This window comes from Centipeda sp. (in: firmicutes) (assembly GCF_057271695.1).
In genome coordinates, this window is the sequence record NZ_DBHIVL010000008.1 from 11,575 (window position 1) to 35,243 (window position 23,669).

Here is a 23,669-nt window from a genome sequence, read left to right on the forward strand (position 1 = left end):
TGACCCTATAGAGGAACGGCGCAAGCAGGAAGAAGACCGCCGTATCCTGCGTGAAGAGTTCGGACTAGAAGAAAGGAGGTAACGATGGCGACACTATCCGAGATGGTGATAAAGATCGGCGCAGATGCGTCGGGACTGAGCGCGGGGCTGAACAAGGCACAGCAGGATATCAACAAGACATTTTCTGTGAATCCGGTCAATGAGTTCTCAGATGCGCTCACGGGGACGACGGGGAAGGTGGACAAGCTCATCGGCTCGTTCTCTTCGCTTGCGAAAATTGCGGCGACGGGGTTCGGGCTGTCGAGTCTCATATCCGGCGCGGTAGATGCGGGCGAAGCTGCCTACCAGCTCGCGAACCGTCTGAAAATATCCTATGCCGAAGCGGGGAAACTCTCGCGCATTCTAAAACTCACAGGCGGGGATGCCGACACCTGTGGTGCGGCATTTATGCGTCTGGACAAGACACTCATGTCGGATGGTGAGGCGGGCGAACGGGCACGCACAATGCTCGATGCGGTCGGCGTTTCCCTCACAGATAGTGCGGGGAAGATCCTACCGCTGAACGAGCAGCTGAAGAATTTATCAGAGGGCTACAAGAAAGCCGCCGACGCGGGCTATGGGCAAGAGTTCATCATGAACACGCTCGGCGTGCGTGGCATGGCACTCACAAAGACCCTGCAAAACTACACCGAAGCGGCTGAGAATGCTGCAAAAATCAAGAGCATTGGCATTGACCCCGAGGAAATGCACCGCATCAGTCAACAGCTGAAACTTGTCGAAATGCAGGCGGGACAGCTGAAAAACGTCGGCGGTGCGGTCATCGCTCCCATTGCCGCCGATGTTTTCCCTCCGATCATTGCGGGGCTTGCAAAAACGGCACAATACGTCGCGGAGAACAAGAAAGAACTGAAAAGCCTTGCAAAGACGGGGCTGGAAGTTGTCGCAGTCTACAAGACCATGCAGGCGGCGGCGAAAATCAGCGCGGGCGTAGCGGCGGTATGGCGGGCGGCGCAGGTGGCGCAGATGGCGCAGAGTGCTCCACAAGTCGACCTTGCCGCACTCACGGCAACGCAGGAAAAGAGCATCGCACGCCGTATGCGGCGCATTGACCAGCTCACTGAAAAAGAAATCAAGGCGATGGAAAAAACCGTTGCTAAGATGGCGATTTCGGAGGAGGAGAAAGTGCGCATTGCCACAACGTCTGCAATGCGTATCGAACAGGCAGCGGCGCAGCGGGCGGCGCAGGAACAGCTCTACATGACGGAGATGTACCGAAAGACCAACCTGCAAGCGGCACAGAGCGCACAGGCTCAGATTGCGGCGATGCAGACCGTACGCGTGGAATCAGCAGGGGCGGCGGCACAGCTTGTAGGAGATCATACCCGCGCAGGAGCGGCGGCGAAGGCGGCGGGTGCGCAAAGCGTTGTGGCACATGAGGCGGGAGCAGCGGCGGCACGTGTACACGCGAGTGCGGTACAGACCGTTGCGGCGGCAAATGTGACTGCAGGGACAACGGCGATGGGCGCGGGTGCGACAACCGTAACGGCGATGGGAACGGCTTCGCGCATGGTACGCAGTGCGGCATCGGCGGTGTTTGCGCTCGCAGGCGGGTGGATTGGTGTTGCGGCGGCAATAGGATACGCCACCTATAAGCTCTGGGAGTACAACAAAGAGCAGGCTGCCGAGCGCGAAAAAAACACCTACGAAGTCAATGGACAGAAATATCTCGAACGAGATGGAACGTTCTATCGACTGGAACAGGACGTTGACCCCATAGCTGTCGCCAATGGCAATATGATGGGCTCTATGACCCGCGAATATGAGGTACATGAGACCGATGCGCGAACACTGGAAGACCTTAATGCAGCGTGGTACGAGCGGCACAAGAATGATGAGGACTATCTTTTTGAGCTGCAAAAGGAGGCGGCGGAAAAACAGAACGAGGCGGCGGATTTGGCACTGCAAGAAGCGATGCGTCGCCTAAATGACGATGCGGGAGAAAAGAGTGCCGCATTGCAAGAAGAAAAAATTAAGACCTACGAAATCGAGGTGCAGATCGGGGAAGAGGTCTTGGACGAAGCTCGTGCCCGTATCGGTGCGGACTATGAGCTTGGAGCGTTGGGGGACGATGGCGGCGGGCTTGCGTATGATTGCGGAAAGCTCGTATTGGACGCATTCAAGGCGGCGGGCGTTGCTTTTGAGAACCGTTATGTCCCCGACATGATTGAGGAAGCAAAGCGAAAAGGCGCATGGCATGAGGCGGGTGACGGCTATGTGCCGCAGGCGGGAGATGCCGCCGTTGTGCTTGGAGACGATCACGTTGTCCTGTCTAATGGAAAGGGCGGATACGTCGGTGCGAACAGCAGTACGGGGGTTGTCGAAAAAGACAGCATCGCTGCAGATTTCGGCGCGGTGACGGGCTACATCTCTGTATCTGAGCTCACGGGCGGTGCGACGATTAAGAAAACGGTTGGTGAGAGTGACAAGGCGGCGCAGGAGGAAATCAAGAAGCTCAATCAGGCAAAAGCGCAAGCAGTACGGCTCTTTCAGGAGATGGAGAGCGAGATTACAAGCGAGACGAGAACTGCCTATGAATCGGGGATGTCAAAGATTGCAGAGAACGTCCGCGCCAAACAACAGGAAATCAACAAGATTGCACAGGCGGGCATAGATACGACCGAACTGCAAGCCGAGCTTGCGGAATACGAACACGTTCTCAAAGAAAAACTTGTCAATCAGCAGAAAGAGGCGTTGCAAGGGGTACAAAGGGAGGAGAAGAAAATTACCGCCGAGATGGCGGGGGACTATGCGGCTCTTGCAGAGGCACAATATCAAGAGACCGTCGCACGGATTGAAAAAGAGCGCAAGGAGAAATATAAGGCGATTGCCACGGATAAAAACATCTATGAGGAAGAACTTGCGCTGAATCAGTGGTATAACGCCGAACTGCTCCGAGCCGCCAAAGAGCGGGAGGATGCCATGCGCGAGATCAATAAGAAGCGGCTGCAGGATATGCAGGAGCGCGGCGATGTCATGGGTGTGAAGAACTATCTCGCAACGCATGGCAAAGCACAGCAGACGGATATTGACCTCGCAGGACAGCAGGAACTCGCGCGTGCATACGTCAACATCTGGAACGATGCACATGCAAGCGTATACGCAGGTGTCGCATCGGCAATGCAGACGATGAATACATCTATGGCGAAGTCGTTCGAGGAGGTCATTATGGGAACGAAATCTGCGAAAGAGGCAGTCGCGGACTTCGGCAAAAGCGTGATTTCTATGATTGTCCAGATTGCGGCACAGAAGATGGCGGCAAATATTGTCGGTGGACTCTTTGGAAATGCGTTCGGCGGAATCTTCGGCGGCGCAGGTATGGCCGGGGGAACTGCCGCGCTGTCTGCGAGTGCGGGGATGGTCGGATGGGGAAAGAGTCTGCCGGGCATTCAACCGTTTGCCGACGGTGGCATTGTGACCGCGCCGACACTCGGGCTGATCGGCGAGAAGGGCTACCGTGAGGCGGTGATTCCTCTGACGCGCGGGCACATGAAAAAGCTTGGAATCGGTCAGCCACGTGAGACGGCGCGTCCGATTCAGGTCATCGTTCAGACACCCGATGCGGGAAGTTTTCGGCGTTCGGAGGCACAGATCGCAGCGAGTGTGCGCCGTGCCGTAAATGCGGGGCAGAGGTTTTCGTAACGAGGAGGGGACAAAATGGCGGTTGCTTTTCACGAGGTGCGATTTCCCGAAGATATATCCCATGCGAGCTCGGGCGGTCCCGCCTACTCGACGGATATTGTCACCATGAAGAACGGGAGCGAGCAGCGAAATGTCAACTATACGCAGCCGCGCTGTAAGTACAATGCGGCACTGGGGGTGAAGACGGCCGCACAGATGACAAAGGTCATTGCATTCTTTCACGCACGCAAGGGGCGCGGCTTCGGTTTTCGCTATAAGGACTGGTCGGACTACCGCCTCGACCGTGAGCTGATCGCCGTCGGCGACGGCGCAAAGAATCGCTTCCAGATCATCAAGACGTATACGAGCGGCGGGTTTTCAACGGTGCGTAAAATCCGAAAGCCTGTGAGTGAAACCGTCACGGTCTATCTGGATTCCACGCCTGCCACAGACTGGACGGTGGACTACACCAGCGGCGTTATCACCTTCAAGAATCCGCCGCCGCCCGGTAGGGGCATCTATTGCACCTGTGAGTTTGACGTGCCTGTGCGTTTTGACACAGACCATATGGACGTGAATCTGGAGGAGGCGGATCATTTCGCATGGGCAAGCATCCCCCTCATTGAACTTAGAGGGAGTGGCGGCTGATGGCAGAAATCATTGAGCCGTCAGGATTCCTACAGGTATACACAAACCAAACACACGCAGGGTTGAACTACAAGAATCTCAAGGAACAGTATATTCCGGCGGCAGAATTCTCCTATGAGGAGAACTATGTTCATCCGATCACCAAGAAGAAGATCAAAGGCTCGTGGTTCTTCGACGAAGGCTATGAGGTCATGTCTGTCGAGCAGCGTGAACCGCGTCACTACTGCATCAAGGGGCGAGCTACCTTTTCCTTCACAGGAACGAATCTCATTATACGCCTCATGCTGGACAGCGGACAGGGGCGGGCGGATATTCTCATCGACGGAAAGAAGCCGTCAGAGGTTGGCACATACGGTGCTGTGGACGTGCTGGACTGCAACCTCGACCACTACGCATTCGGCGACGGGGCGACGATGCAGTACCACGATGTGACCGTTGCGGAGGGGCTCACGGACGGTACGCATATCTGCGACATTCTGGCGAATAACAAGGCGGGGGTTTACTTCCTCCTTGGCGGCGCGAAAATCCGTAGACATGAGATAGACACGTTCAATATTCACGGCTATCATGCGCGTGCAACCCTGCCACACAATCAGGCAACCATTCGCCTTGTCAACACAGCAAAACATGAGGTGCGGAATCTCGTCATAGACATTCCTGCGCGCTATATCAATCGTGCGAACGGTAAGCCATTTCCACAGCCGTACACCGTCGCGGAGCTCGCAGCAGGCGAACAACTGCCCCTTCTCCTGTCTGTGGATGGCATGGGATATGAGGATGCGGTGGATTTGTCCATCGGTATGACGGCGGACTACGGCATGCCCCTCCGTGAGGGGTATCCGAGCGAGATGCGAGAAGTGACGCTTCTCCCACGCGACAAGCGGCTTGAATATGCAGGGGACTGGATGTTTGAGGAACTTGGTGGTGAGAGCTTGCTTTTCGCACATACGGATACGTGGGGCGACCGCGTAGCCATCCGCACGAATGCAAGCCGCATTGATATGGATATTGAAATAGACTGGGGCTATCATTACATTTGGGTAGACGTGAACGGGAAAGAGGCGGCAGGCTGGAGTCTGCATGCGGAAGAAAGAGCCGTCAGAACATATACGGTGGACAACCTCGGATATGAAGATAAGCTGGTGACATTCTCGAATCAGCGGCAGGGTGTACCCTCTGTTGATTTCCGCTATGACTTCGGCTTTGCGTTTGTTCGCATCATCCTGCGTGAAACAGTAGAAATTGTTGAAACGACGGGAACAGTGCAGAGCGTCAAAACGCAAGAACGTGAAGTAATCCTGACACCCGATAGCGATCGTCTGATCTATGAGGGGGACTGGTCGTTTGGAGCGGTCGGCACAAAAAACATTCATTGTGCGCATACGGTGAAGGAATTCGCTGCACTGACACTGTATACAAACGCAAGAGATATCATCGTGGAGTGCATCGCAAACTGGGGAAGGACGCCGTTCATTATTGAAATCGACGGCAAATATAAGGGAATGCAAGCCACTCCCGAAGCATATGAAACGGAAACCTCGTGGGGGAGTACCGTCAAGCAAGAACGTATTCAGACGTATGAGGGACGGCAGCCACCCGCAGAAGAGCCACCGACGGTCAAGAAAATCAAAATCTATACCGAAAAACGGCGGGCGTGGAATATATATGGTTTTGCTGTGGAAGGTGTGAAGCTGGATGAAAACGGGAAAAACGAGATTCTCCCTGCGAACAGTACGCGCCTTGTATATGAGGGAGACTGGCGCATTGCTCCGATCGGGAAAGAGGGCGCGATCTGTGCACAAACGGAAACAGAGGGCAGCAGTGTGTCTTTTGGGACAACAGCACGAAATGTAGAAGTTCGTCTAAAAGAATCATGGACACTTGATTATTATGATGCATCGCATTTTGTTGCAACGGTCAATGGGGAACCTGCGGGAAAGTGGAATTGGGGCGAGCATATCCTGAAGCTCGAAAATATGCCCGTAGGAAACAAGGCAATCAACATCACTTATAAAGTTGTGCCGTATCAGCAGAGCTATACGTTCGCATTCTCCAAAGTCGTATTGCATGAAGCGGTCTCCTACTTGAAAAAGAGTGAACGCATCCCTATCCGCATGACATTCGACTACATCAAGCCGTTTGGCATTGAGGAACTGACGCTTGTCAAAAATGGTGCATATGTCAGTTATGGCACGGAAAGCACGGATGTGCTGCGTCAAGATGACCGCATCCCACGCAGGAACGAGGGCGCGAAAGAGGTAAAGGTCATGCGCCGCTATCCGACGTTCGCGCTCAACTACAGCGATAAGCACCATGAGAACCTCAAATACTATGACCTCATCGTTGTCGACCCCGGCACGGTGACGCGCAAAGAGGTCGCTGCATGGCAGAAGATGGGTATCAAGGTGTTTGGCTATGTTTCGTTCGGTGAGGAGGATGGTGTTCTCATTGACCCGTGGGATGTGAAGTCTGGCAATCGTCCGCATACGGATGACGGCAAGGGGGTTGGCGGCTACGCCTCTTACTACAACAAGGGGGGCAACGGCTACGCCGAGCTGAACCAATGTCTGCACGACGGCTTGATTGAAACGGGTGAGAAGAAATGTCTGCTGGGCGATGCGCATTATTTCACGGGAACAGGATGCTGTACGCGTGTGTGTCGACATGATAGCCGTACAGGTTATACAACATGGGAGAGCGGCGGCAAATGCGGCGGCGGCTACACGAAAAAGAATCACTGGAAGCGCACGGGTGATGAGGCGTGCACCAATGAGAAGTGCCCGAAATACGCGCCCTATCATGGCGGCTGTCCGCATTATGCGCATCATGACGGCTGGGGGCAGGATCTCAACTACACGACCCCGGATTTCCCCGACCAAAACGGGATCTGGGGCAGCTCCTACATCAATCCGCTCGCCCCGCGCTGGAAGGAAAAGCTAAGTACGTTCTACCTGCGTCGCGTGTTCGGTCTGCCAAAGCTCGTCACGGAAAAGGTCAAACTAAAGGCATACACCTCCGATCTCGTTGGGACAAGCTACATTTTCAGGTCTTCCGAATACCCCATCGACAAGGACGAACCTGTGCATCTCTACTCTGCTGACGGGCGCGAATATCGCAGCCTCGCGTACAACTTCGATCCTACGACGGGGGCGTTTCAGGTAGAGAAGGAAGATGTGGAGGCATTCGGCGATATCGACGCGGAGGTCACAGTCTCTTATCATGTGGTCGGCATGGGTGCGGACGGTGTGTTTATGGATACGCTGGATACGGTGGACGTGTATCCCGGAAAAGCGTTTCAACAGGGCATGGCAAAGATGATTAACGAGCTCAAGGCAGAATACCCGAGCAAACATTTTCTTGCCAATCGTGGCTTTACCATCATGAAGGACATCATCGCGTCCTGCTCCTATGTCATGTTCGAGACGTTCATCTCAGAATACGATTGGGAAACAAAGACCTACTACAAGCTCACCGATCCTGCGACTCTTGCGTTCAATGAGGAGATCAAGGAGCAGCTGCGCGACCTGCGCCGCAATCATGTTTTCGAGGTGTTGGCACTCAACTACTGCGCAGATGGACCCGAAGGAGATGAGCTGCGTGAGCAGATCGCCCAAGAATGCTACGCTGAGGGCTACCTGTCATGGTCGTCAAACATCCTGCTGAACGATGTACTGCCGCCGTATCTTGTGAAGTCTGATGCGTGGAAGAATCACATTAAGCCCGGCAATCCATTCTTTGGTGATGTGCCGGCGGTAGATTCGGGCTGGGTGGTGCGTGTACAGAATGAGGTTGAAATTTGCGGCGACTATGCAGAATCGAACCGTGTATGGCAGCGTCTGCCGGAGGTAGAAAGGGATGATTGGTATGAAATCCTGCGGTTTCCTGTGGTAGGCGGATATCTGGAGCGTGAGGTGACGACGCTCGCGTGGTGCTGGCGGCTGGAACTTACGGACGGGCGTGTTATGGGCTTTACCTCCTGTGACATAGATCTTCTCATTGACGGGGAGACTTACGAATCCTGCACGGGATTCGCCCCGACGGCGGTATCCTCTTCCAATGACCTTGCAACGGACAACCTTGATGTGGATGGGATTGTCTCAAGTGATCGCATCACAGAGGAGGATATTTTTCTGGGGGTTTATGACAATGCGAAGATTCGTATTTTCATTTGCGACTATGAGCACCCCGAGAATCACTTTATCCTACGCGAGGGGACGGTGGGCAAGATCACGGCGGGAAAAACTGCATTCAAGGCGGAGATACGTGGGCTCATGGATGCCTATCAACAACAGGTCGGTCGGACGTACCAGCGCAAATGTCGTGCACAGCTCGGCGACGGTGCGTGCAAATACAACATAGGGCGCGACACGGTCACGGGCAAAGTGACGGCTGTCCGTGACGATGGCTCTGTCTTTACGGACGTTTTTCGTGCAGATGATTTCTTTACCTACGGTGTCATCACCTTTACCTCCGGTTTGAACAAGGGCGCAGCGTATGAGGTTGAAAAGTATGCTTCCCGCAACGGGCAAATCCGCCTTTTTGCACCGCCAACACATGAAATCGTAGTCGGTGATACGTTCCGCATTGTGCCGGGGTGTAACGGGGAACCGAGTACCTGTAAGAAGAGGTTTCATAATTTCATCAATTTCAGGGGTGAGCCGTATATCCCCGGCAATGACTACGCCGTAGGGTATCCGATCAAGACGGGCGGCAACATCGTTCCCGTAGGACACTCAGTACAGCTGCGCAGCTTTGAATTCCAGACGTGAGAGGAGATAGGACAATGACGCGGGAGGAAATTGTAAACGAAGCACGGCAGTGGATCGGGTGCAAGTGGATTCATCAGGCGTGCGTACGCGGCGTGGCGTGCGACTGCGTGGGACTTGTGCGCGGCGTACATGCGCACCTCACGGGGGATGCCTTTGTCGGAGACTATGACTATCCTGCGACATGGCATCTCTTCAAGGAGGATGAAAAACTCTATCAGGAGTGCAGGAAGTATCTTGATGAAATCCCTGTTACGGAGGCAGGGGCGGGGGATATCCTCCTCTTTGGCTTCCGTGAACGATTCCCAGCGCATCACCTTGCCATTCTCACGGGCGATGGGACGATCATTCACTCCTATATGGATGTCGGGGCGGTCGTGGAGACGGCGTACAACGAGGAGTGGCGGCACATGGCACGCTTTGCATTCCGCTATCGGGAGGCACTGTAATGGCGACGATTGCGTTGACCGCAATCGCGGGCAGTCTTGGTGCGAATGCGTTCTGGCTGGGCGTTGCGGGATTTGTCGGAGGGATGCTCGACCAACGATTTTTTGGCGCAAAAATCAACACGCATCAGGAAATCGGCAAACAGAGCGATCTCAAGATGCAGACCGCGAGCATGGGCGCACCGATTATCACAGGCTACGGCAGGGCACGTGTGGCGGGGAATATCATCTGGGGGACGAAATTCACGGAACATGTGCACACGAGCTCCCAAAGCGTTGGCGGCAAGGGAGGTGGCGGAGACGGTGGAACAATCACCACGACAACGTACAGCTACACCGTATCCTTTGCAACGGCAATCTGTGCGGGACCCATCAAGGATGTTTTGCGTGTCTGGGCGGACGGTGCTGAGATCAAGATACGAGGCTCGGATGTACCGATTGACTACACGCTCTATCGCGGGGATGAGGTGCAGCAGCCTGACCCGTTCATGGTAGGTATTGAGGGGGCAGGCAATGTTCCGGCATATCGGGGGCTTGCCTACATCGTCGTGAAGAATCTTGACGTTGGCAAATTCGGCAACCGCATCCCGTCCCTTACCTTTGAGGTGGAGTTTCCTGAGAACAAGGTCACGCAGATCATTCAAAACGTATCTATGGCGGCGGGGCTGGATGCGGCGAAAGTCAAGCTGGAGGGGCTTGCGGATATGCAGGTGGAGGGCTTCACCATTGCAGGGGATAAGACCTTTCGCAGTCAAATCGAAGCCCTTCAGACGGCGTTTCCATTCGACGGTTTTGAATACGATGGAACCGTTATTTTTCGTAAACGTGGGATGGGCGATGTTGTCACAATTGACGCAGATGACCTCGGCGCACAGGAAAACGAGAGTGAAGAATCCGCACTGACCGCCGTACGCACCCCCGATATTGACTTGCCGAAAACGGTCAAGCTCGCCTATATCTCAAAAGACCGCAGCTATCAGGACGGGACTGCCTCCTATACCAAGGCAGTGGCGCATGGTGTCAATGAGGTGAGCCTGGATACAAGCCTCGTTCTAAAAGACAGCGATGCAGTGATGGTCACCGAACAGCGGATGAAGGAATACTGGGCAATCCGTACGTCCTTTTCGTTCAAACTCTCCACCAGATACGCGACGGTACAGGCGGGCACCCTCATCGACCTTCCCTACAACGGCCGCAGCGTCAAGGCGATGGTGACAAACGTCAGCTATGGACAACCAGGGCTGAATGAGATCACGGCACATCTCATTCACGGGCAGACCTTCGCGGCGGTGAAACGTGACCTGGATACGGCAGGCAAGGAGCTCGTGCCGCCCACGCCGACAGAGGTGCGCGTGGAGCTCATTGACACGGCGCAGCTTCCAAACATCGAGGGGGCGGGGGTCGTCTTTATCGCCGCCGCTTCGAAAATCTACTATGGGGCGCATCTGTATCGGAGCGTCGATAACGGCGTATCCTTTTCCCTTATCAAGTCCGACATTCGTGCGGGTATTATCGGAGACACCGTCTCTGCTCTTGGTGTGGGAACACCATACACATGGGACAACCGCAGCAGTGTCGACGTTCGCCTTGTGAGCGGGACGCTTGAGAGTCGGCAGGAGATTGATGTACTGAACGGTGCGAATCTCTGCATCATCGGTGAGGAACTCGTGCAGTACCGCTCGGCGGTGTTGATTGCAGAAAACACCTATCGGTTGTCAGGTCTTTTGCGCGGACGGTTCGGGACGGAGCACCATATCAAAGGGCATATACCGGGGGAGCGGTTTGTACGCATCCATGCGGATTTTGTGGAACAAATTACCGTGCCAAGTGCAGACTGGTTCAAGTCGTATATCTATCGTTACGGTTCGGCGAGCTATGCCGTTACACATGAGAGTTATCGCCAAAACTCTGTTGCAATTCGGGCGCATTCCGGTATGCCGCTCGCCCCGTGCCATTTGGAGGGGCAGCGTGCAAAGGGCGGCGACCTCGTCATCACGTGGGTACGGCGTACACGCGGCGACGGTGATATGAAGGACTACACGGACGTTCCTCTGAATGAAACGGCAGAACGATATGAATGCTGCATTGTGAAGGACGGGAACGAAATACGCACCTTTGCCGTGCACGTGCCGCGTGCGGTCTATACCGCCGCCGAGCAGACGGCGGATTTTGGCGGGATACAGGGGAATGTGCGCGTGCGCGTTTACCAGATCAGTGAGACACGCGGGCGCGGCTTTGTAAGAGAGGAGATTCTGTAATGGCAGATCGGACGGGAAAACTTGAGCTGAAATACATTGTGACGAATCAGTCGCAGAAAGAGGTCACAATCAACGAAGACCTGAACCTGCTGGATATGCTCGTACAGGCGACGGCGAAGGGCATAGCGAACGCACCGCCCGCAAGCCCGGCTGAGGGAGAGATGTATATCATCGGCGACGCGCCGACGGGCGCATGGGAGGGACGGGCAAAACATCTTGCGGGCTTCTTTGCGGGCGCATGGTGTATTCTGCCGCCGCGTGCAGGATGGCGGGTGTGGCTCGAAGAAGGAAAATCCATGCGCTATCAGGCTGGCACATGGGTCGAGGAGAAAAAGGCGGACGCGCCGGGCGCACTCCCACCGGGCGGGACAAAGGGGCAAATCCTCGTAAAACGATCTGACAGCGACTATGACTGTGAATGGCAGGATGCGCCGATGGGCAGCGGTACGGTTACACCGTCCACACCAACTACACCGACGGGCGGGACAACCGCAGAATCCATCATGGACAAGATTGCTCTGTATCAGTCAAATACGGAGTACAGCATCGGCGATATCGTCTATCGCAAGGAAACAAAATTGCGCCGTTGGTACATCTGTACCTATATCGGGGGGGACAAGCAGACCGGAAAATCCGGTGCAACACCGCCGACATGGAAAGATTCTCCCGGAAATGAAACCATTGATAACGATTTGACATGGGAAGCATATGAGGGCGGCGCGGCGATTACGGTGAGCACGGCTGACCACGCAAAAACGGCGGGCAAACTGAAAACTGCCCGCACCATAGAGCTGACAGGCGGAGCACAGGGAAGTGTGTCGTTTGATGGGAGCAAGAACGTGAGCATGGCGGTCACAGTTCCGAAATAAATAGGAAGGCGGTATGTATGGAATACCTCGCCGTCGCCGTATCCTGTGTCACAATTATAAGCTTCATCGCTTCTGCATTTACCTACATTGTTTTGAATCCGCTCAACAAAGCGATTCTTAGCCTGGAGCGCCTGATTCAGGAGATGCGCGACGACCTCAAATATTACGAGGAGAAACGTCAAGACATGGACAAACGTATCGTAAAGACGGAGGAGAGCGTAAAATCCGCGCACCACCGAATCAACCACATTGAAAATTATCTGGACATGGAAAAGAGCGAGGGGAGATGAGAGTATTGAAACAAGAGCGGCTTCCGCCTGTGGATTGGATGGTCGGGACAGGGCTTGTCATCGTGGCAGTCCTGTCCGTTTTTTATGGAACGCCCGAGCTGTCGAGCAACGTCACATCGGGGCTCATCGGATTTCTCGGGCGGTCGGTCATATCGAAGAAGGGAGCAAAATAATGAGCAGCGTACTTCATCCGTCGCAGATGCGGCGCGTATCGCCCGCAGAACTCGAAAGTCTCGCCATGTACTACCGTGAGGCAATCGCGGAGGCGGCGCAGAAGCAGGGACGCGAGACGAAAGTCTATCTCCACTGGTCGGCGGGACATTATGGGCAGTTTTGGAGTGATTACCACGTCCAGATCGATAGGGACGGCGAAATCTATGTCATTGCGGACGGCGAACTCGACGACGTACTCGAGGCGACATATCGACGTAACAGCGGCAGCGTGAGCATTTGTATTCTCGGATGTGTGGGCGCAACGACCAATAACCTTGGCGCGGAGTCGCCAACGCCCCTGCAGATCGAGGGCATGGCCAAGGCAATCGCCGCACTCAGTAACGGGCTCTGGCTGACGATTGACAAGCAGCGTGTCCTCACGCACGGCGAAGCAGCGGACAATGAGGATGGCATCTGCCCGCATGACCCATATGGACCCAAAAACGGCTGCGAGCGTTGGGATTTGGAATATCTCGGTACGATGGAGAGCCCAAAATACCACCCGTGGGCAGAGGACGGAATGCGCGGCGGCGACGTGCTGCGTGGAAAAGCGAACTGGTACCGCAAGGCATGGGAAGCGCAGGGAGGAACCCCGCATGATTGAACGGGCATGGACGGCGGTCACAGCGCATAAGACAGCCTTGCTCGCCATCCTCCTCATTCTGCTTCTCTTGATTCTGGGCATTGCTTTTTCAAAAAAGGAGCAGATGGCAGCCGAGAAACCCGCCGTCATGACGCAAGAGCAGACGCAGGATGCGGAGCAGCTACGGGCGCAGCTGGATATATCACGGGAGAATGCGAACGTCCTCCAAAAGCATCTTGCGGAGGTAGAGGCAGGACAGCGTGCTCCTACAGTGACGTACCATGTCAACGCACCTACCGTCGAGCGTGCCGCGCAGGTCGTTGAGCGTCAAATACGGGAGGACGCACCGACACTGCCACGGGCGGCGCGGGAAAAGAGTGACCGCACCATCGTCACGCCGATTACGAAAGACGTGGACGGGAAAGAACTACCGCAAGATAAGCAGAAAGTTGATGTGTATAAAATTAACCTCCGAAAAGATCACCGCATCAAGGCGGGCGCGTCCGTCATCGACGGCAAGCCGCTCATGAGCATCGGCTATGAGCAGGGGCGTTTTGAGGCACTTGCACATTTTGACGGGTCACGCTATAAAGGTGTGACGGTGATGTATAATATCGCTGAGTGGTGACAAATAAACGAACAGAGGGGACAGCGTATCGTGTGCCGTCCCCTCTGTTTTTGTCTACAATTTGTCTACAAAATGCCATGATTCGCCCTCTATATTGCTATTTCGTCGTTGTGTAAAAATCACGGTGTTATTCCCGTGAATCCTTGTCGCTGTTGGGTTTACGGGTTCGTCATAAAACTTGCTATATCGCCTCCTTGTATATTTCTGTATTCTTCACAAAAATATCAGGGGATGATCAGACAGTCGGCAAGTCCGCCTAGTCCGCACGCGCGAAGGTCAAGGCGCAGATCCTCAAGCGGCGCGATGAGTGGGGCAAAGGCGAGGCGCAGTTTGAAGCGCGTGAGTGTGTGCATATTTGCACCAAAGATGGGGATGCGATCCATCTGGTAACGCCCCTCGGCAGGGGTGGAGAGACCGTAGTGTACGGTGAAGCCGCCGCGATAGCCGGCCGCACGCGTGATCTCCTCGATCTCCTCGTTGACGCGCCCACCGGGGTAGGCGATGTAGTGCATATCGTAGCCAAGCTTTTCCGAGAGGAGGTCATGCGAGTCCGCGATCTCGTGGCGCAGATCGTTGTACGAAGTCAGTTCCGCGAGATTCGCGTGCGTCATCGTGTGGCTCTCAAAGTGGATGAGCCCGGACTCTTTCATCTCGTTGATTTGTTCCCATGTCAGATAGTTCGGATAGGTGTTTGTAAAATCATAGATGAGGAAGATGGTCGCCTTGAATCCGTATTTTTTCAAAATGGGGTAGGCGTACTCGTAGTTGTCCGCATAGCCGTCGTCGAATGTGATGATAACGGGCTTTTCGGGCAGCGGAGTCCCATTTTCGAGAGCATCCATCATCTCGTCGATCGTGATCGTCGTATAGCCCTCGTCGGCGAGATACGCCATCTGCGCCTCGAACTGATCGGGCCAGAGTGTGAGCGGGTTGCCGTGCTTCTCCTCGACCTGATGATAGTTCAAAACGGGAACGCCTTTTGCCGTCTGCATCAGAACAACGCCGCAGACAAGGAGGAGTACGAATAGGGGGAGCAGTATGAACAACAACCGCATACGAGCGAATTTCAATCAGATTACCTTCTTTATGGAACAGAACAAATAACATGACAAGTGTAGCTTATTGCTTCCGTCATGTCAAGTGCGGGGGATTGAATCATGGGAAGCACTGATAAATTCAGCACTGCCATCTTGGCACATCTTTTCCGCCCTCTCTGTGTCGACAAATCCTCCACATAGCCTTTGCTATGCGTCCGGTTTGTCTCCTTGACAGGACAAAAAATCTGTACCAATTTGACAGACTTCATTTTATCAGCGATTCCCATGCGTTGATAAAAATGTGTTTTCGGTCTATAATGCAGAGGTAGCATCAATAGATGAAGGGGCAAAAGAATGAATCGAAACGAACTGTGCTGGTGCGGCAGCGGAAAAAAATACAAGAAATGTCATGCGGACTTCGATGAGCGCATTGCGTCCATCCGCTACGATGTGATCAAGGGGCAGGTGCGTCCGCCGCGCAAGATCATCAACAATGCGGCAGATATTGAGGGCATCCGCAAGGCGGCGGTCATCAACGACGGTGTGCTCGACCTCATGGAGACGCTCGTGCGTCCGGGCGTGGATACGGAGACGCTCGACCGAGCGGCGCATGACTACATCGTGGAGCGCGGCGGGATTCCCGCCTGTCTCGGCTTCGAGGGATTCCCGAAGAGCATCTGTACCTCGATCAACAATGTGGTCTGTCATGGCATTCCGTCAAAGAAGGACGTGCTGAAGGAGGGGGACATCGTCAACGTCGACTCGACGGTCATTCTCGGCGGCTATTATGCAGATGCCTCGCGTATGTACCTCGTCGGCAAAGTTCCCGCAGCAGCGGAGCGTCTGGTGCGGGTGACGAAGGAGTGCATGGAGCGCGGCATTGCGGCGGCGCGTCCGTGGCACTTCCTCGGTGACGTGAGCGCGGCGTGCGGTGACTGGGCGCACGCAAACGGCTACTCCGTCGTCACGGCACTTGGCGGACACGGCGTCGGCAAGGACTTTCACATGGAGCCGTTTGTTCCGCATGTGGGCGAGCCCGGCACGGGCATGCTCATGGTGCCCGGCATGGTGTTCACGGTCGAGCCGATGATCAATGCGGGCGACTACGACGTGACGGTGGATGCCAATGACGGCTGGACCGTGCGGACGAAGGATCGCACCCTCTCGGCGCAGTGGGAAAAGACCATCCTCATCACGGAGACCGGCGCAGAGGTACTTTCATCATGACACATTTCGACCAGCTCGGCATCTCCGAGCAGCTTGTTGCGCTCCTCAAAAAGCAGGGCATCACGACACCGACGCCCGTTCAGGAGCAGGCGATTCCGCCCATGCGTGCGGGACGCGATGTCATCGCACAGGCGCAGACGGGCACGGGAAAGACACTCGCCTTCCTCCTGCCCCTGCTTGAGAAAATCAAACCACAGGGCGAGGTTGCACAGGCTCTTGTCATCGCACCCACGCGTGAGTTGGCGATTCAGATTGCACGGGTCGCCGAGCCGCTCGGTGCGGCACTCGGCATCGGCACAATCGTCATCTACGGCGGCGCGGACATCGAGCGGCAGAAGGAGAAGCTGCGCCGCCGGCCGCAGCTCATCATCGGCACGCCCGGACGACTGCTCGACCATGTGCGGCGCGGAACGCTTGTGCTCGGCAGCGTGAACAAGATCGTCCTCGACGAGGCGGACGAAATGCTCAAGATGGGCTTCATCGAGGACGTGGAGACCCTGCTCGGACACACGGCGCAGGACTACCAGCTCGCGCTCTTCTCCGCGACCATGCCGGAACGGATCGTGCGCCTCACGAAGAGCTTTATGACGAATCCCGCACGTATTCATATTGAGGGCGAGCGGACAACGCTCGAAAATATCGAGCAGATCGTCCTCTCCGTGAGCGAGGGCACAAAGCTCGACCGCCTCTGTGCCTCCATCAACGAGGAAGCACCCTATCTCGCAATGGTCTTCTGCGCGACGAAGGAACGCACACGCGCTCTGATGATGGCACTTGCACAGCACGGCTATCTTGTCGACGCACTCAGCGGCGATCTCACGCAAACGCAGCGTGCGTTTGTCCTGCGGCAGTTCCGCGCGGCAAAGCTGCAAATCCTCTGTGCGACCGACATCGCTGCGCGCGGGCTCGACATCGAGGGCGTGACCCACGTCTACAACTACGATCTGCCGCCGACCGTGACGGACTACATCCATCGCATTGGGCGCACGGGGCGCGCGGGGGCACAGGGGAAGGCAATCACACTTGTTGCGGCGCATCAGCACGAGAAGCTGCGCAAGATGGAGGCGGCACTCAAGGAGCGTTTGCGCCGCACGGCGGTCAAGAAGAAGCCGCGCCCTGCGCGTCTTGACGAGGCGGGCGGACAGGCAGCCGTGCGAAAAGGGGGACAGAAACGGTCTGCGCCGAAAAGCGCAAAGCCAAAACCGCGCAGCAAAAAATCGGGCAAGACCGTGACAAATATTGGGCGGCGCAGTCGGAAACGATGACCCTCACCGTGCATGCTCCACGCGAACACAGAGTTTCGCTTAGCAGCATTACACGGCTGCCACTCATCCCCCTTTCGAGCTGCGACATCAAAAGTTTTCCCGTGGCAGGAAAACAACGTATTTCGTCGAATCCCTTATAGTGTACAGACAATTCCAAAGAGGAGGCATATTCATGATTGGGATCAAGAATGTCATTGCGATTATCTGTGGGGGCGGCCCCGCGCCCGGCATCAACAGCGTCATCTCTGCTGTTGTCAGCGAGTCGACGCGCCACGGCTGGGACGTGCTCGGCATCTATGACGGCTTCTCGCGGCTCGCGCGCGGCGAGAAGAACTATGTGCGTCTTGAGCCCGCGAACATCAGCCGCATCCATCTGACAGGCGGCTGCATCCTCAAGATGTCGCGCTTCAACCCGACGAAAAAGGAATCTGATCTGCGTACCGTCGTCGAGACCCTCACCGAGCTTGGCGTGACCCACGTCGTCACCATCGGCGGCGATGACACGGCATTCAGCTCAATGGCAGTCTCCGAGTTTGCCCGCAAAATGGGGCGTACGATCAACGTCGTCCACGTCCCGAAGACCATCGACAACGACCTGCCGCTGCCCGAGGGAGTTCCGACATTCGGCTTTGAGACCGCGCGCGCGTTCGGTACGATGGAGATCGAGAACCTCATGGAGGACGCGAGCACGACGAACAACCGCTGGTACTTCACCATCGCCATGGGGCGCACGGCGGGGCATCTCGCCCTCGGCATGGGGCGCAGCGCGGGCGCGGCGATCACCGTTATCCCTGAGGAGTTTGCACAGGACAAGATTCCCCTTCAGCAGGTTGTCGACATCATCACCGGCTCGATTGTGAAACGCTACCTCACAGGGCGCAACTACGGTGTCGCCGTTATTGCCGAGGGTGTGATCGAGAAGATTGCCGAGGAGGACTTCGCCAAGCTCGGCAACGTCGTCACGGACGAGCACGGACACATCCGCTACAGCGAGCTTGACTTCGGTGAGATCCTCAAGCAGGCAGTGCTCGCCGAGACGAAGAAACTCGGCATCACGATCTCCGTCATCGACAAGGAGATCGGCTACGAGCTGCGCTGCACGGCACCGATTGCGTACGACATCGACTACTGCCGTTCGCTCGGCTACTCAGCGGTGAAGTTCCTCATGAGCGGCGACTCGGGTGCAATCATCACGATCCAGGATAATCAGGCGGTGCCCATGCGCTTCGATGAGATCCGCGATCCCGAGACGGGCAAGACGAAGGTGCGCAAGGTCAACATCAACTCCGTGCACTATCAGATTGCGCGCGGCTTCATGATGCGCCTCGAAAAGGGCGACCTTGACGATCCGGGTCTTGCAAACGCCTACCGCATGACGCATGATGAGTTCAAGGAGCGGTACTCGTATCTCTTCGACGGCGACGCTGCGGAGTAATACAACACAACGAAAATGATGGAGCAGAAATTTTCTGCTCCATTTTACATTTTGGGTATTGACGTGCCGCAGCCTTTGCCGTATAATACCGTATTGTTAGCGCAAATGCGCGGACACATATCGCGGGGTGGAGCAGTCGGTAGCTCGTCGGGCTCATAACCCGAAGGTCACAGGTTCAAGTCCTGTCCCCGCAACCAATTACATAGCTTTCATGGGTAGGTGGCCGAGTGGTTAAAGGCAACAGACTGTAAATCTGTCATCTTCGGATTACGATGGTTCGAATCCATCCCTGCCCACCACCTTTTATCGCGGGGTGGAGCAGTCGGTAGCTCGTCGGGCTCATAACCCGAAGGTCACAGGTTCAAGTCCTGTCCCCGCAACCAATTACATAGCTTTCATGGGTAGGTGGCCGAGTGGTTAAAGGCAACAGACTGTAAATCTGTCATCTTCGGATTACGATGGTTCGAATCCATCCCTGCCCACCACCGGCGGCATAGCTCAGTTGGCTAGAGCATGCGGTTCATACCCGCAGTGTCCGGAGTTCAAATCTCTGTGCCGCCACCATTTTGCAACACACCCCCACTTCGGGGGTTCTTTTATGCTTTTTTGTGAAAATGCCCTCACAATGCGTTGACAGCATTTTCCAAGTATGATAAATTGGTAAAAGTCATTTTTGATGAAACCAAAGAACGAATGAGGAGAGTGGATATTCATGCGCAACAACATTACGCTTGAGTGCACGGAGTGCCATAGCCGCAACTACCGCACGAACAAGAACAAGAAGAACAACCCGGATCGTCTTGAGTTCAGCAAGTTCTGCAAGTTCTGCCGCAAGCACACGCCGCACAAAGAGACGAAGTAAGCGCCCTCTGTCATGGGAAAAATAGTCAAATTCCTGCGGGAAGTTGTCGCAGAGATGAAAAAAGTCTCGTGGTCCACGAGACGCGAGCTGGCAACCTATACGGGTGTCGTCGGCATCGCCATTGTTGTTGTCTGCGCACTGATCTGGATCTGTGACACGATTTTTGCGCGTATCTTCCAGATCATACTGCATTACTAGACCGGGAGAGGGACATGGCGGATAAGGAAGAACTCTATCTCAGGCAGGCAAACCCGCACCGGGCTTGGTATGTCATCCACACCTATTCGGGCTATGAGAACAAGGTCAAGGCGAACCTTGAGCGGCTCATGCACTCAGCGAGCATGAGCGAGATGATTTTCAACGTCGTCGTTCCCGTGGAGAACGAGATTGAGATGAAGGACGGCAAGGAAAAGGTCGTCCCACGCAAGGTGTTTCCGGGCTACGTGCTGGTCGATATGATTGTCGATGAGCGTTCGTGGTACGTCGTTCGCAACACGACGGGCGTCACGGGCTTTGTTGGCTCGGAGAAGCATCCGATCCCGTTGACGGCAGAGGAGGCGGAGCGCATCCTCTCGGGCTCGGTCGGCGCAGAGCCGAAACGCCGTACGAAGGTGAACGTCGGGGATACCGTCCGCATCGCCTCGGGCGCATTCGAGGACTACGCGGGCAAGATCACCTCCATCGACTCGTCGGGACTGCGCGTGCAGGTCGACGTGGATGGAACGCCCCTTGATGTAGAGATCGATCAGGTCGAACTGATTTGATTCTAAAAACATACACCGAAAGGAGGTGATTTGTCGATGGCAAAGAAGGTTGCGCGTGTCGTAAAGCTGCAGGTTCCTGCGGGCAAGGCGACACCGGCTCCTCCGGTAGGACCTGCGCTTGGTCAGGCGGGCGTGAATATCATGGCGTTCGTCAAGGACTTCAATGAGCGCACGGCAAAACAGGCGGGGCTTATCATTCCGGTTGAGATCACGGTTTTTGAGGATCGTTCCTTTACCTTTATCACGAAGACCCCTCCGGCAGCAGTTCTGCTGAAGAAGGCGGCGGGCATTGAGAAGGCGTCGGGTGAGCCGAACAAGACGAAGGTCGCGAAGCTCCCGCGCTCGAAGGCGCGTGAGATCGCCGAGAGCAAGATGCCGGATCTGAACGCCGCATCGATCGAGGCGGCGACATCCATGATCGAGGGCACTGCCCGCAGCATGGGTATTGTGATCACAGACTAATCTGTGATACAGTGGAAGGGCGTATGCCCGCTATGACCACGAAGGGAGTTATTCATGGCAAAGTTTGGTAAGAAATACCAAGACGCTGCGAAGCTCATCGAGAGCGGCAAGCTCTATGCTTCGCAGGAGGCGATGGAACTCGTAAAGAAGACGGCAACCGCCAAATTCGACGAGACCATCGAACTGCACGTGCGCCTCGGCGTCGATCCGAAGTATGCGGATCAGCAGGTGCGCGGTGCGCTTGTCCTGCCGAACGGCACGGGCAAGACCCAGCGCGTTCTCGTCTTCGCCAAGGGCGAAAAGGTCGCAGAGGCAGAGGCTGCCGGTGCGGACTTCGTCGGCTCGGATGAGATCGTGCAGAAGATCCAGGGCGGCTGGCTCGACTTCGATGTCGCCGTCGCAACGCCCGACATGATGGGCACGGTCGGCCGTCTCGGCAAGGTGCTCGGTCCGCGCGGACTCATGCCGAACCCGAAGCTCGGCACGGTCACGATGGATCTCAAGAAGGCGATTGGCGAGATCAAGGCAGGACAGGTGGAGTACCGCACGGACAAGGCGGGCAACATCCATGTCCCCATCGGCAAGGCGTCGTTCGACGCGGACAAGCTCCGCGAGAACTATCAGGCAGTCATCGACACGCTCATCCGCGTGAAGCCGGCAGCGGCAAAGGGGCAGTACATCCGCTCCATCACCGTTGTGGCGACGATGGGACCTGCCGTCCCCGTTGCGCTCAGCTAAGAGCGCACGGAATTTCCCCGGGCTGTAGACAGCAGGTTTGCGCAAGCATCTAACGACTTTTGTCGCCTGCCGAGGTCGGACGTGAATTTGAACATTCATCTCCGGCAGTAGAGCAGCCGGAGATTTTTATATCCCAAAAATGAAGGGAGGGAAATGATTACATGGCAGATCACAAAAAAGAAGTCATCGTCGAGAAGCTGAAAGAACAGCTCGCCTCGGCGAAGGGTGCGGTCTTTACGACATACAGCGGGCTTACCGTTGCACAGGATACGGAGCTGCGTCGCGAGCTGCGTGCTGCAGGTGTTACCTATCACGTTGTGAAGAACACGATGGTGCGCCGCGCAGCCGACGCACTCGGGCTTGAGGGGCTTGACCCCCACCTTGAGGGTACGACCGCATTTGCATTCTCGGCAGAGGATGCGGTCGCTCCGGCGAAGGTCGTCTGTGACTACATCAAGAAGAACAAGCTCGACGATAAGGGCATTCTGTCCGTCAAGGTCGGTACGGTCGAGGGCAAGGTTATCTCGTCTGACGAGGTAAAGGCTCTGGCATCCCTGCCGTCGCGCGAAGAGCTTATCGCAAAGCTCATGGGCAGCATGAATGCGCCGATCACGAACACGGTGAACGTGCTTCAGGGCGTTATCCGCAATGCCGTCTATGTGCTTGATGCAGTGCGTGCGCAGAAGGCGTCCGCATAAGATATCCGCATAGGACATACAGAGAGAAATTACGTTATTTTGGAGGTATATCATGAACAAGGATCAGATTCTGGAAGCCATTGAGAACATGACCGTTCTCGAACTCTCCGAGCTTGTCAAGGCGATGGAGGAGAAGTTCGGTGTCAGCGCAGCTGCACCGGTTGCTGTTGCTGCGGTTGGTGCTGCTGCACCTGCCGGCGGTGCTGAGGAGGAGAAGACGGAGTTCACGGTCGTTCTCGCATCTGCAGGCGACAAGAAGATCAACGTCATCAAGGCTGTCCGTGAGGCGACGGGTCTCGGCCTGAAGGAAGCGAAGGAGCTCGTTGACGGCGCACCGAAGCCGGTCAAGGAGAACATCGGCAAGGCTGAGGCTGAGGAGCTCAAGGGCAAGCTCGAAGAAGCCGGCGCAACGGTCGAGCTGAAGTAATTCAGACGAAACTGAGTTTGAGGGACCGCTTTCCCATTGGGGGAGGCGGTTTTTTTATTTGCTATGAATGAAAAAATGCGCAGGTATATTAGGGAAGCACTGATAAATTCAGCACTGCCATCTTGACGCATCTTTTTTGCCCGCACTGTGCCCTCGATCCTCCACATAGCCCTTGCTATGCGTCCGGTTTGCCTCCTTGTTCGGACGAAAAATCTACGCCAATCTGGCAGATTTCATTTTATCAGCGATTCCCTAACAACCCTTTTTGACTTTTTGTCATTTCTCTCTTGACTTTTTGCTTTTTCCCGTGTATATTCAGTATAGCTTTTGACTAGCACTCAGTTTTAGAGAGTGCTAACAGTGGTTCAAAGGAGA

21 protein-coding genes, 5 tRNA genes and 1 pseudogene are annotated in these 23,669 nt (G+C 55.4%); 25 read left to right on the plus strand and 2 right to left on the minus strand.

Annotated features, from left to right (window positions below):
- Positions 1 to 84 precede the first annotated feature (84 nt).
- Genes ACO6BQ_RS02505 through ACO6BQ_RS02550 form a run of 10 tightly spaced genes read left to right on the plus strand, consistent with a single transcriptional unit; the run spans position 85 to position 14,379 of the window.
- Positions 85 to 3,699, plus strand: coding sequence for a hypothetical protein (locus ACO6BQ_RS02505; RefSeq protein WP_489119360.1), 3,615 nt, complete (start codon positions 85 to 87; stop codon positions 3,697 to 3,699).
- 15 nt (positions 3,700 to 3,714) lie between these two features.
- Entirely contained in the window at positions 3,715 to 4,326 is a 612-nt protein-coding gene (locus ACO6BQ_RS02510; RefSeq protein ID WP_489119361.1) for a DUF2460 domain-containing protein, read from the plus strand.
- On the plus strand, positions 4,326 to 9,095 hold the full coding sequence (locus ACO6BQ_RS02515; RefSeq protein ID WP_489119362.1) for a baseplate hub domain-containing protein: 4,770 nt from the start codon (positions 4,326 to 4,328) through the stop codon (positions 9,093 to 9,095). The genes ACO6BQ_RS02510 and ACO6BQ_RS02515 overlap by 1 nt, the downstream gene beginning before the upstream one ends.
- A 14-nt stretch (positions 9,096 to 9,109) precedes the next feature.
- Positions 9,110 to 9,541 carry a C40 family peptidase gene (locus tag ACO6BQ_RS02520; RefSeq protein ID WP_489119363.1) on the plus strand — a complete coding sequence of 144 codons (432 nt, stop codon included), beginning with the start codon at positions 9,110 to 9,112 and terminating at the stop codon, positions 9,539 to 9,541.
- Positions 9,541 to 11,796 (plus strand): phage tail protein, encoded by a 2,256-nt coding sequence (locus tag ACO6BQ_RS02525; RefSeq protein WP_489119364.1) that lies wholly within the window; start codon positions 9,541 to 9,543, stop codon positions 11,794 to 11,796. Before ACO6BQ_RS02520 ends, ACO6BQ_RS02525 begins: the two co-directional genes overlap by 1 nt.
- Positions 11,796 to 12,665 (plus strand): DUF2793 domain-containing protein, encoded by an 870-nt coding sequence (locus ACO6BQ_RS02530; protein ID WP_489119365.1) that lies wholly within the window; start codon positions 11,796 to 11,798, stop codon positions 12,663 to 12,665. Before ACO6BQ_RS02525 ends, ACO6BQ_RS02530 begins: the two co-directional genes overlap by 1 nt.
- 17 nt (positions 12,666 to 12,682) lie before the next feature.
- Positions 12,683 to 12,955 (plus strand): hypothetical protein, encoded by a 273-nt coding sequence (locus tag ACO6BQ_RS02535; protein ID WP_489119366.1) that lies wholly within the window; start codon positions 12,683 to 12,685, stop codon positions 12,953 to 12,955.
- Entirely contained in the window at positions 12,952 to 13,128 is a 177-nt protein-coding gene (locus ACO6BQ_RS02540) for a hypothetical protein (RefSeq protein ID WP_489119367.1), read from the plus strand. The genes ACO6BQ_RS02535 and ACO6BQ_RS02540 overlap by 4 nt, the downstream gene beginning before the upstream one ends.
- Positions 13,128 to 13,772 carry an N-acetylmuramoyl-L-alanine amidase gene (locus ACO6BQ_RS02545; protein WP_489119368.1) on the plus strand — a complete coding sequence of 215 codons (645 nt, stop codon included), beginning with the start codon at positions 13,128 to 13,130 and terminating at the stop codon, positions 13,770 to 13,772. Before ACO6BQ_RS02540 ends, ACO6BQ_RS02545 begins: the two co-directional genes overlap by 1 nt.
- On the plus strand, positions 13,765 to 14,379 hold the full coding sequence (locus ACO6BQ_RS02550; RefSeq protein WP_489119369.1) for a glycoprotease: 615 nt from the start codon (positions 13,765 to 13,767) through the stop codon (positions 14,377 to 14,379). Before ACO6BQ_RS02545 ends, ACO6BQ_RS02550 begins: the two co-directional genes overlap by 8 nt.
- Positions 14,380 to 14,603: 224 nt before the next feature.
- On the opposite strand, the gene ACO6BQ_RS02555 is transcribed toward ACO6BQ_RS02550, so the two are convergent.
- Positions 14,604 to 15,449, minus strand: a complete 846-nt coding sequence (locus tag ACO6BQ_RS02555; protein ID WP_489119370.1) for a polysaccharide deacetylase family protein — start codon at positions 15,447 to 15,449, stop codon at positions 14,604 to 14,606.
- A 321-nt stretch (positions 15,450 to 15,770) separates the two neighbouring features.
- On the opposite strand from ACO6BQ_RS02555, the gene map reads away from it, so the two are divergent.
- The 15 genes from map to rplL all read left to right on the plus strand — a co-directional run bounded on the left by map (position 15,771) and on the right by rplL (position 23,294).
- The gene (map, locus tag ACO6BQ_RS02560; protein ID WP_489119371.1) at positions 15,771 to 16,643 is read left to right on the plus strand and encodes a type I methionyl aminopeptidase; all 873 of its coding nucleotides are present in this window, start codon (positions 15,771 to 15,773) and stop codon (positions 16,641 to 16,643) included.
- Positions 16,640 to 17,908: a DEAD/DEAH box helicase gene (locus ACO6BQ_RS02565; RefSeq protein ID WP_489119372.1), complete on the plus strand. Its 1,269-nt coding sequence runs from the start codon at positions 16,640 to 16,642 to the stop codon at positions 17,906 to 17,908. The genes map and ACO6BQ_RS02565 overlap by 4 nt, the downstream gene beginning before the upstream one ends.
- Positions 17,909 to 18,080: 172 nt before the next feature.
- The gene (gene pfp / locus ACO6BQ_RS02570; protein ID WP_489119373.1) at positions 18,081 to 19,343 is read left to right on the plus strand and encodes a diphosphate--fructose-6-phosphate 1-phosphotransferase; all 1,263 of its coding nucleotides are present in this window, start codon (positions 18,081 to 18,083) and stop codon (positions 19,341 to 19,343) included.
- A 121-nt stretch (positions 19,344 to 19,464) separates the two neighbouring features.
- Positions 19,465 to 19,540, plus strand: a tRNA-Met gene (locus tag ACO6BQ_RS02575).
- Between the two features lie 16 nt (positions 19,541 to 19,556).
- Positions 19,557 to 19,642: transfer RNA gene (locus tag ACO6BQ_RS02580), tRNA-Tyr, on the plus strand.
- An 8-nt stretch (positions 19,643 to 19,650) separates the two neighbouring features.
- Positions 19,651 to 19,726: transfer RNA gene (locus ACO6BQ_RS02585), tRNA-Met, on the plus strand.
- A 16-nt stretch (positions 19,727 to 19,742) separates the two neighbouring features.
- Positions 19,743 to 19,828, plus strand: a tRNA-Tyr gene (locus ACO6BQ_RS02590).
- Between the two features lie 2 nt (positions 19,829 to 19,830).
- Positions 19,831 to 19,907: transfer RNA gene (locus tag ACO6BQ_RS02595), tRNA-Met, on the plus strand.
- Positions 19,908 to 20,055: 148 nt separating this feature from the next.
- Positions 20,056 to 20,205 carry a 50S ribosomal protein L33 gene (rpmG, locus tag ACO6BQ_RS02600; protein ID WP_006693408.1) on the plus strand — a complete coding sequence of 50 codons (150 nt, stop codon included), beginning with the start codon at positions 20,056 to 20,058 and terminating at the stop codon, positions 20,203 to 20,205.
- Positions 20,206 to 20,217: 12 nt separating this feature from the next.
- The gene (gene secE, locus ACO6BQ_RS02605; protein ID WP_489119374.1) at positions 20,218 to 20,403 is read left to right on the plus strand and encodes a preprotein translocase subunit SecE; all 186 of its coding nucleotides are present in this window, start codon (positions 20,218 to 20,220) and stop codon (positions 20,401 to 20,403) included.
- A 14-nt stretch (positions 20,404 to 20,417) separates the two neighbouring features.
- Positions 20,418 to 20,969, plus strand: a complete 552-nt coding sequence (gene nusG, locus ACO6BQ_RS02610; RefSeq protein ID WP_489119375.1) for a transcription termination/antitermination protein NusG — start codon at positions 20,418 to 20,420, stop codon at positions 20,967 to 20,969.
- A gap of 36 nt (positions 20,970 to 21,005) precedes the next feature.
- Entirely contained in the window at positions 21,006 to 21,431 is a 426-nt protein-coding gene (gene rplK, locus ACO6BQ_RS02615; RefSeq protein WP_273107744.1) for a 50S ribosomal protein L11, read from the plus strand.
- A gap of 54 nt (positions 21,432 to 21,485) precedes the next feature.
- Positions 21,486 to 22,169, plus strand: a complete 684-nt coding sequence (gene rplA, locus ACO6BQ_RS02620) for a 50S ribosomal protein L1 (protein ID WP_021684286.1) — start codon at positions 21,486 to 21,488, stop codon at positions 22,167 to 22,169.
- Between the two features lie 161 nt (positions 22,170 to 22,330).
- Positions 22,331 to 22,867, plus strand: a complete 537-nt coding sequence (rplJ, locus tag ACO6BQ_RS02625; protein ID WP_489119376.1) for a 50S ribosomal protein L10 — start codon at positions 22,331 to 22,333, stop codon at positions 22,865 to 22,867.
- A 52-nt stretch (positions 22,868 to 22,919) separates the two neighbouring features.
- Positions 22,920 to 23,294 (plus strand): 50S ribosomal protein L7/L12, encoded by a 375-nt coding sequence (rplL, locus tag ACO6BQ_RS02630; protein ID WP_489119377.1) that lies wholly within the window; start codon positions 22,920 to 22,922, stop codon positions 23,292 to 23,294.
- Between the two features lie 88 nt (positions 23,295 to 23,382).
- Here the strand turns inward: rplL and ACO6BQ_RS02635 are convergent.
- Positions 23,383 to 23,507, minus strand: a pseudogene (locus ACO6BQ_RS02635) (secretion protein HlyD).
- Positions 23,508 to 23,669: the final 162 nt, after the last annotated feature.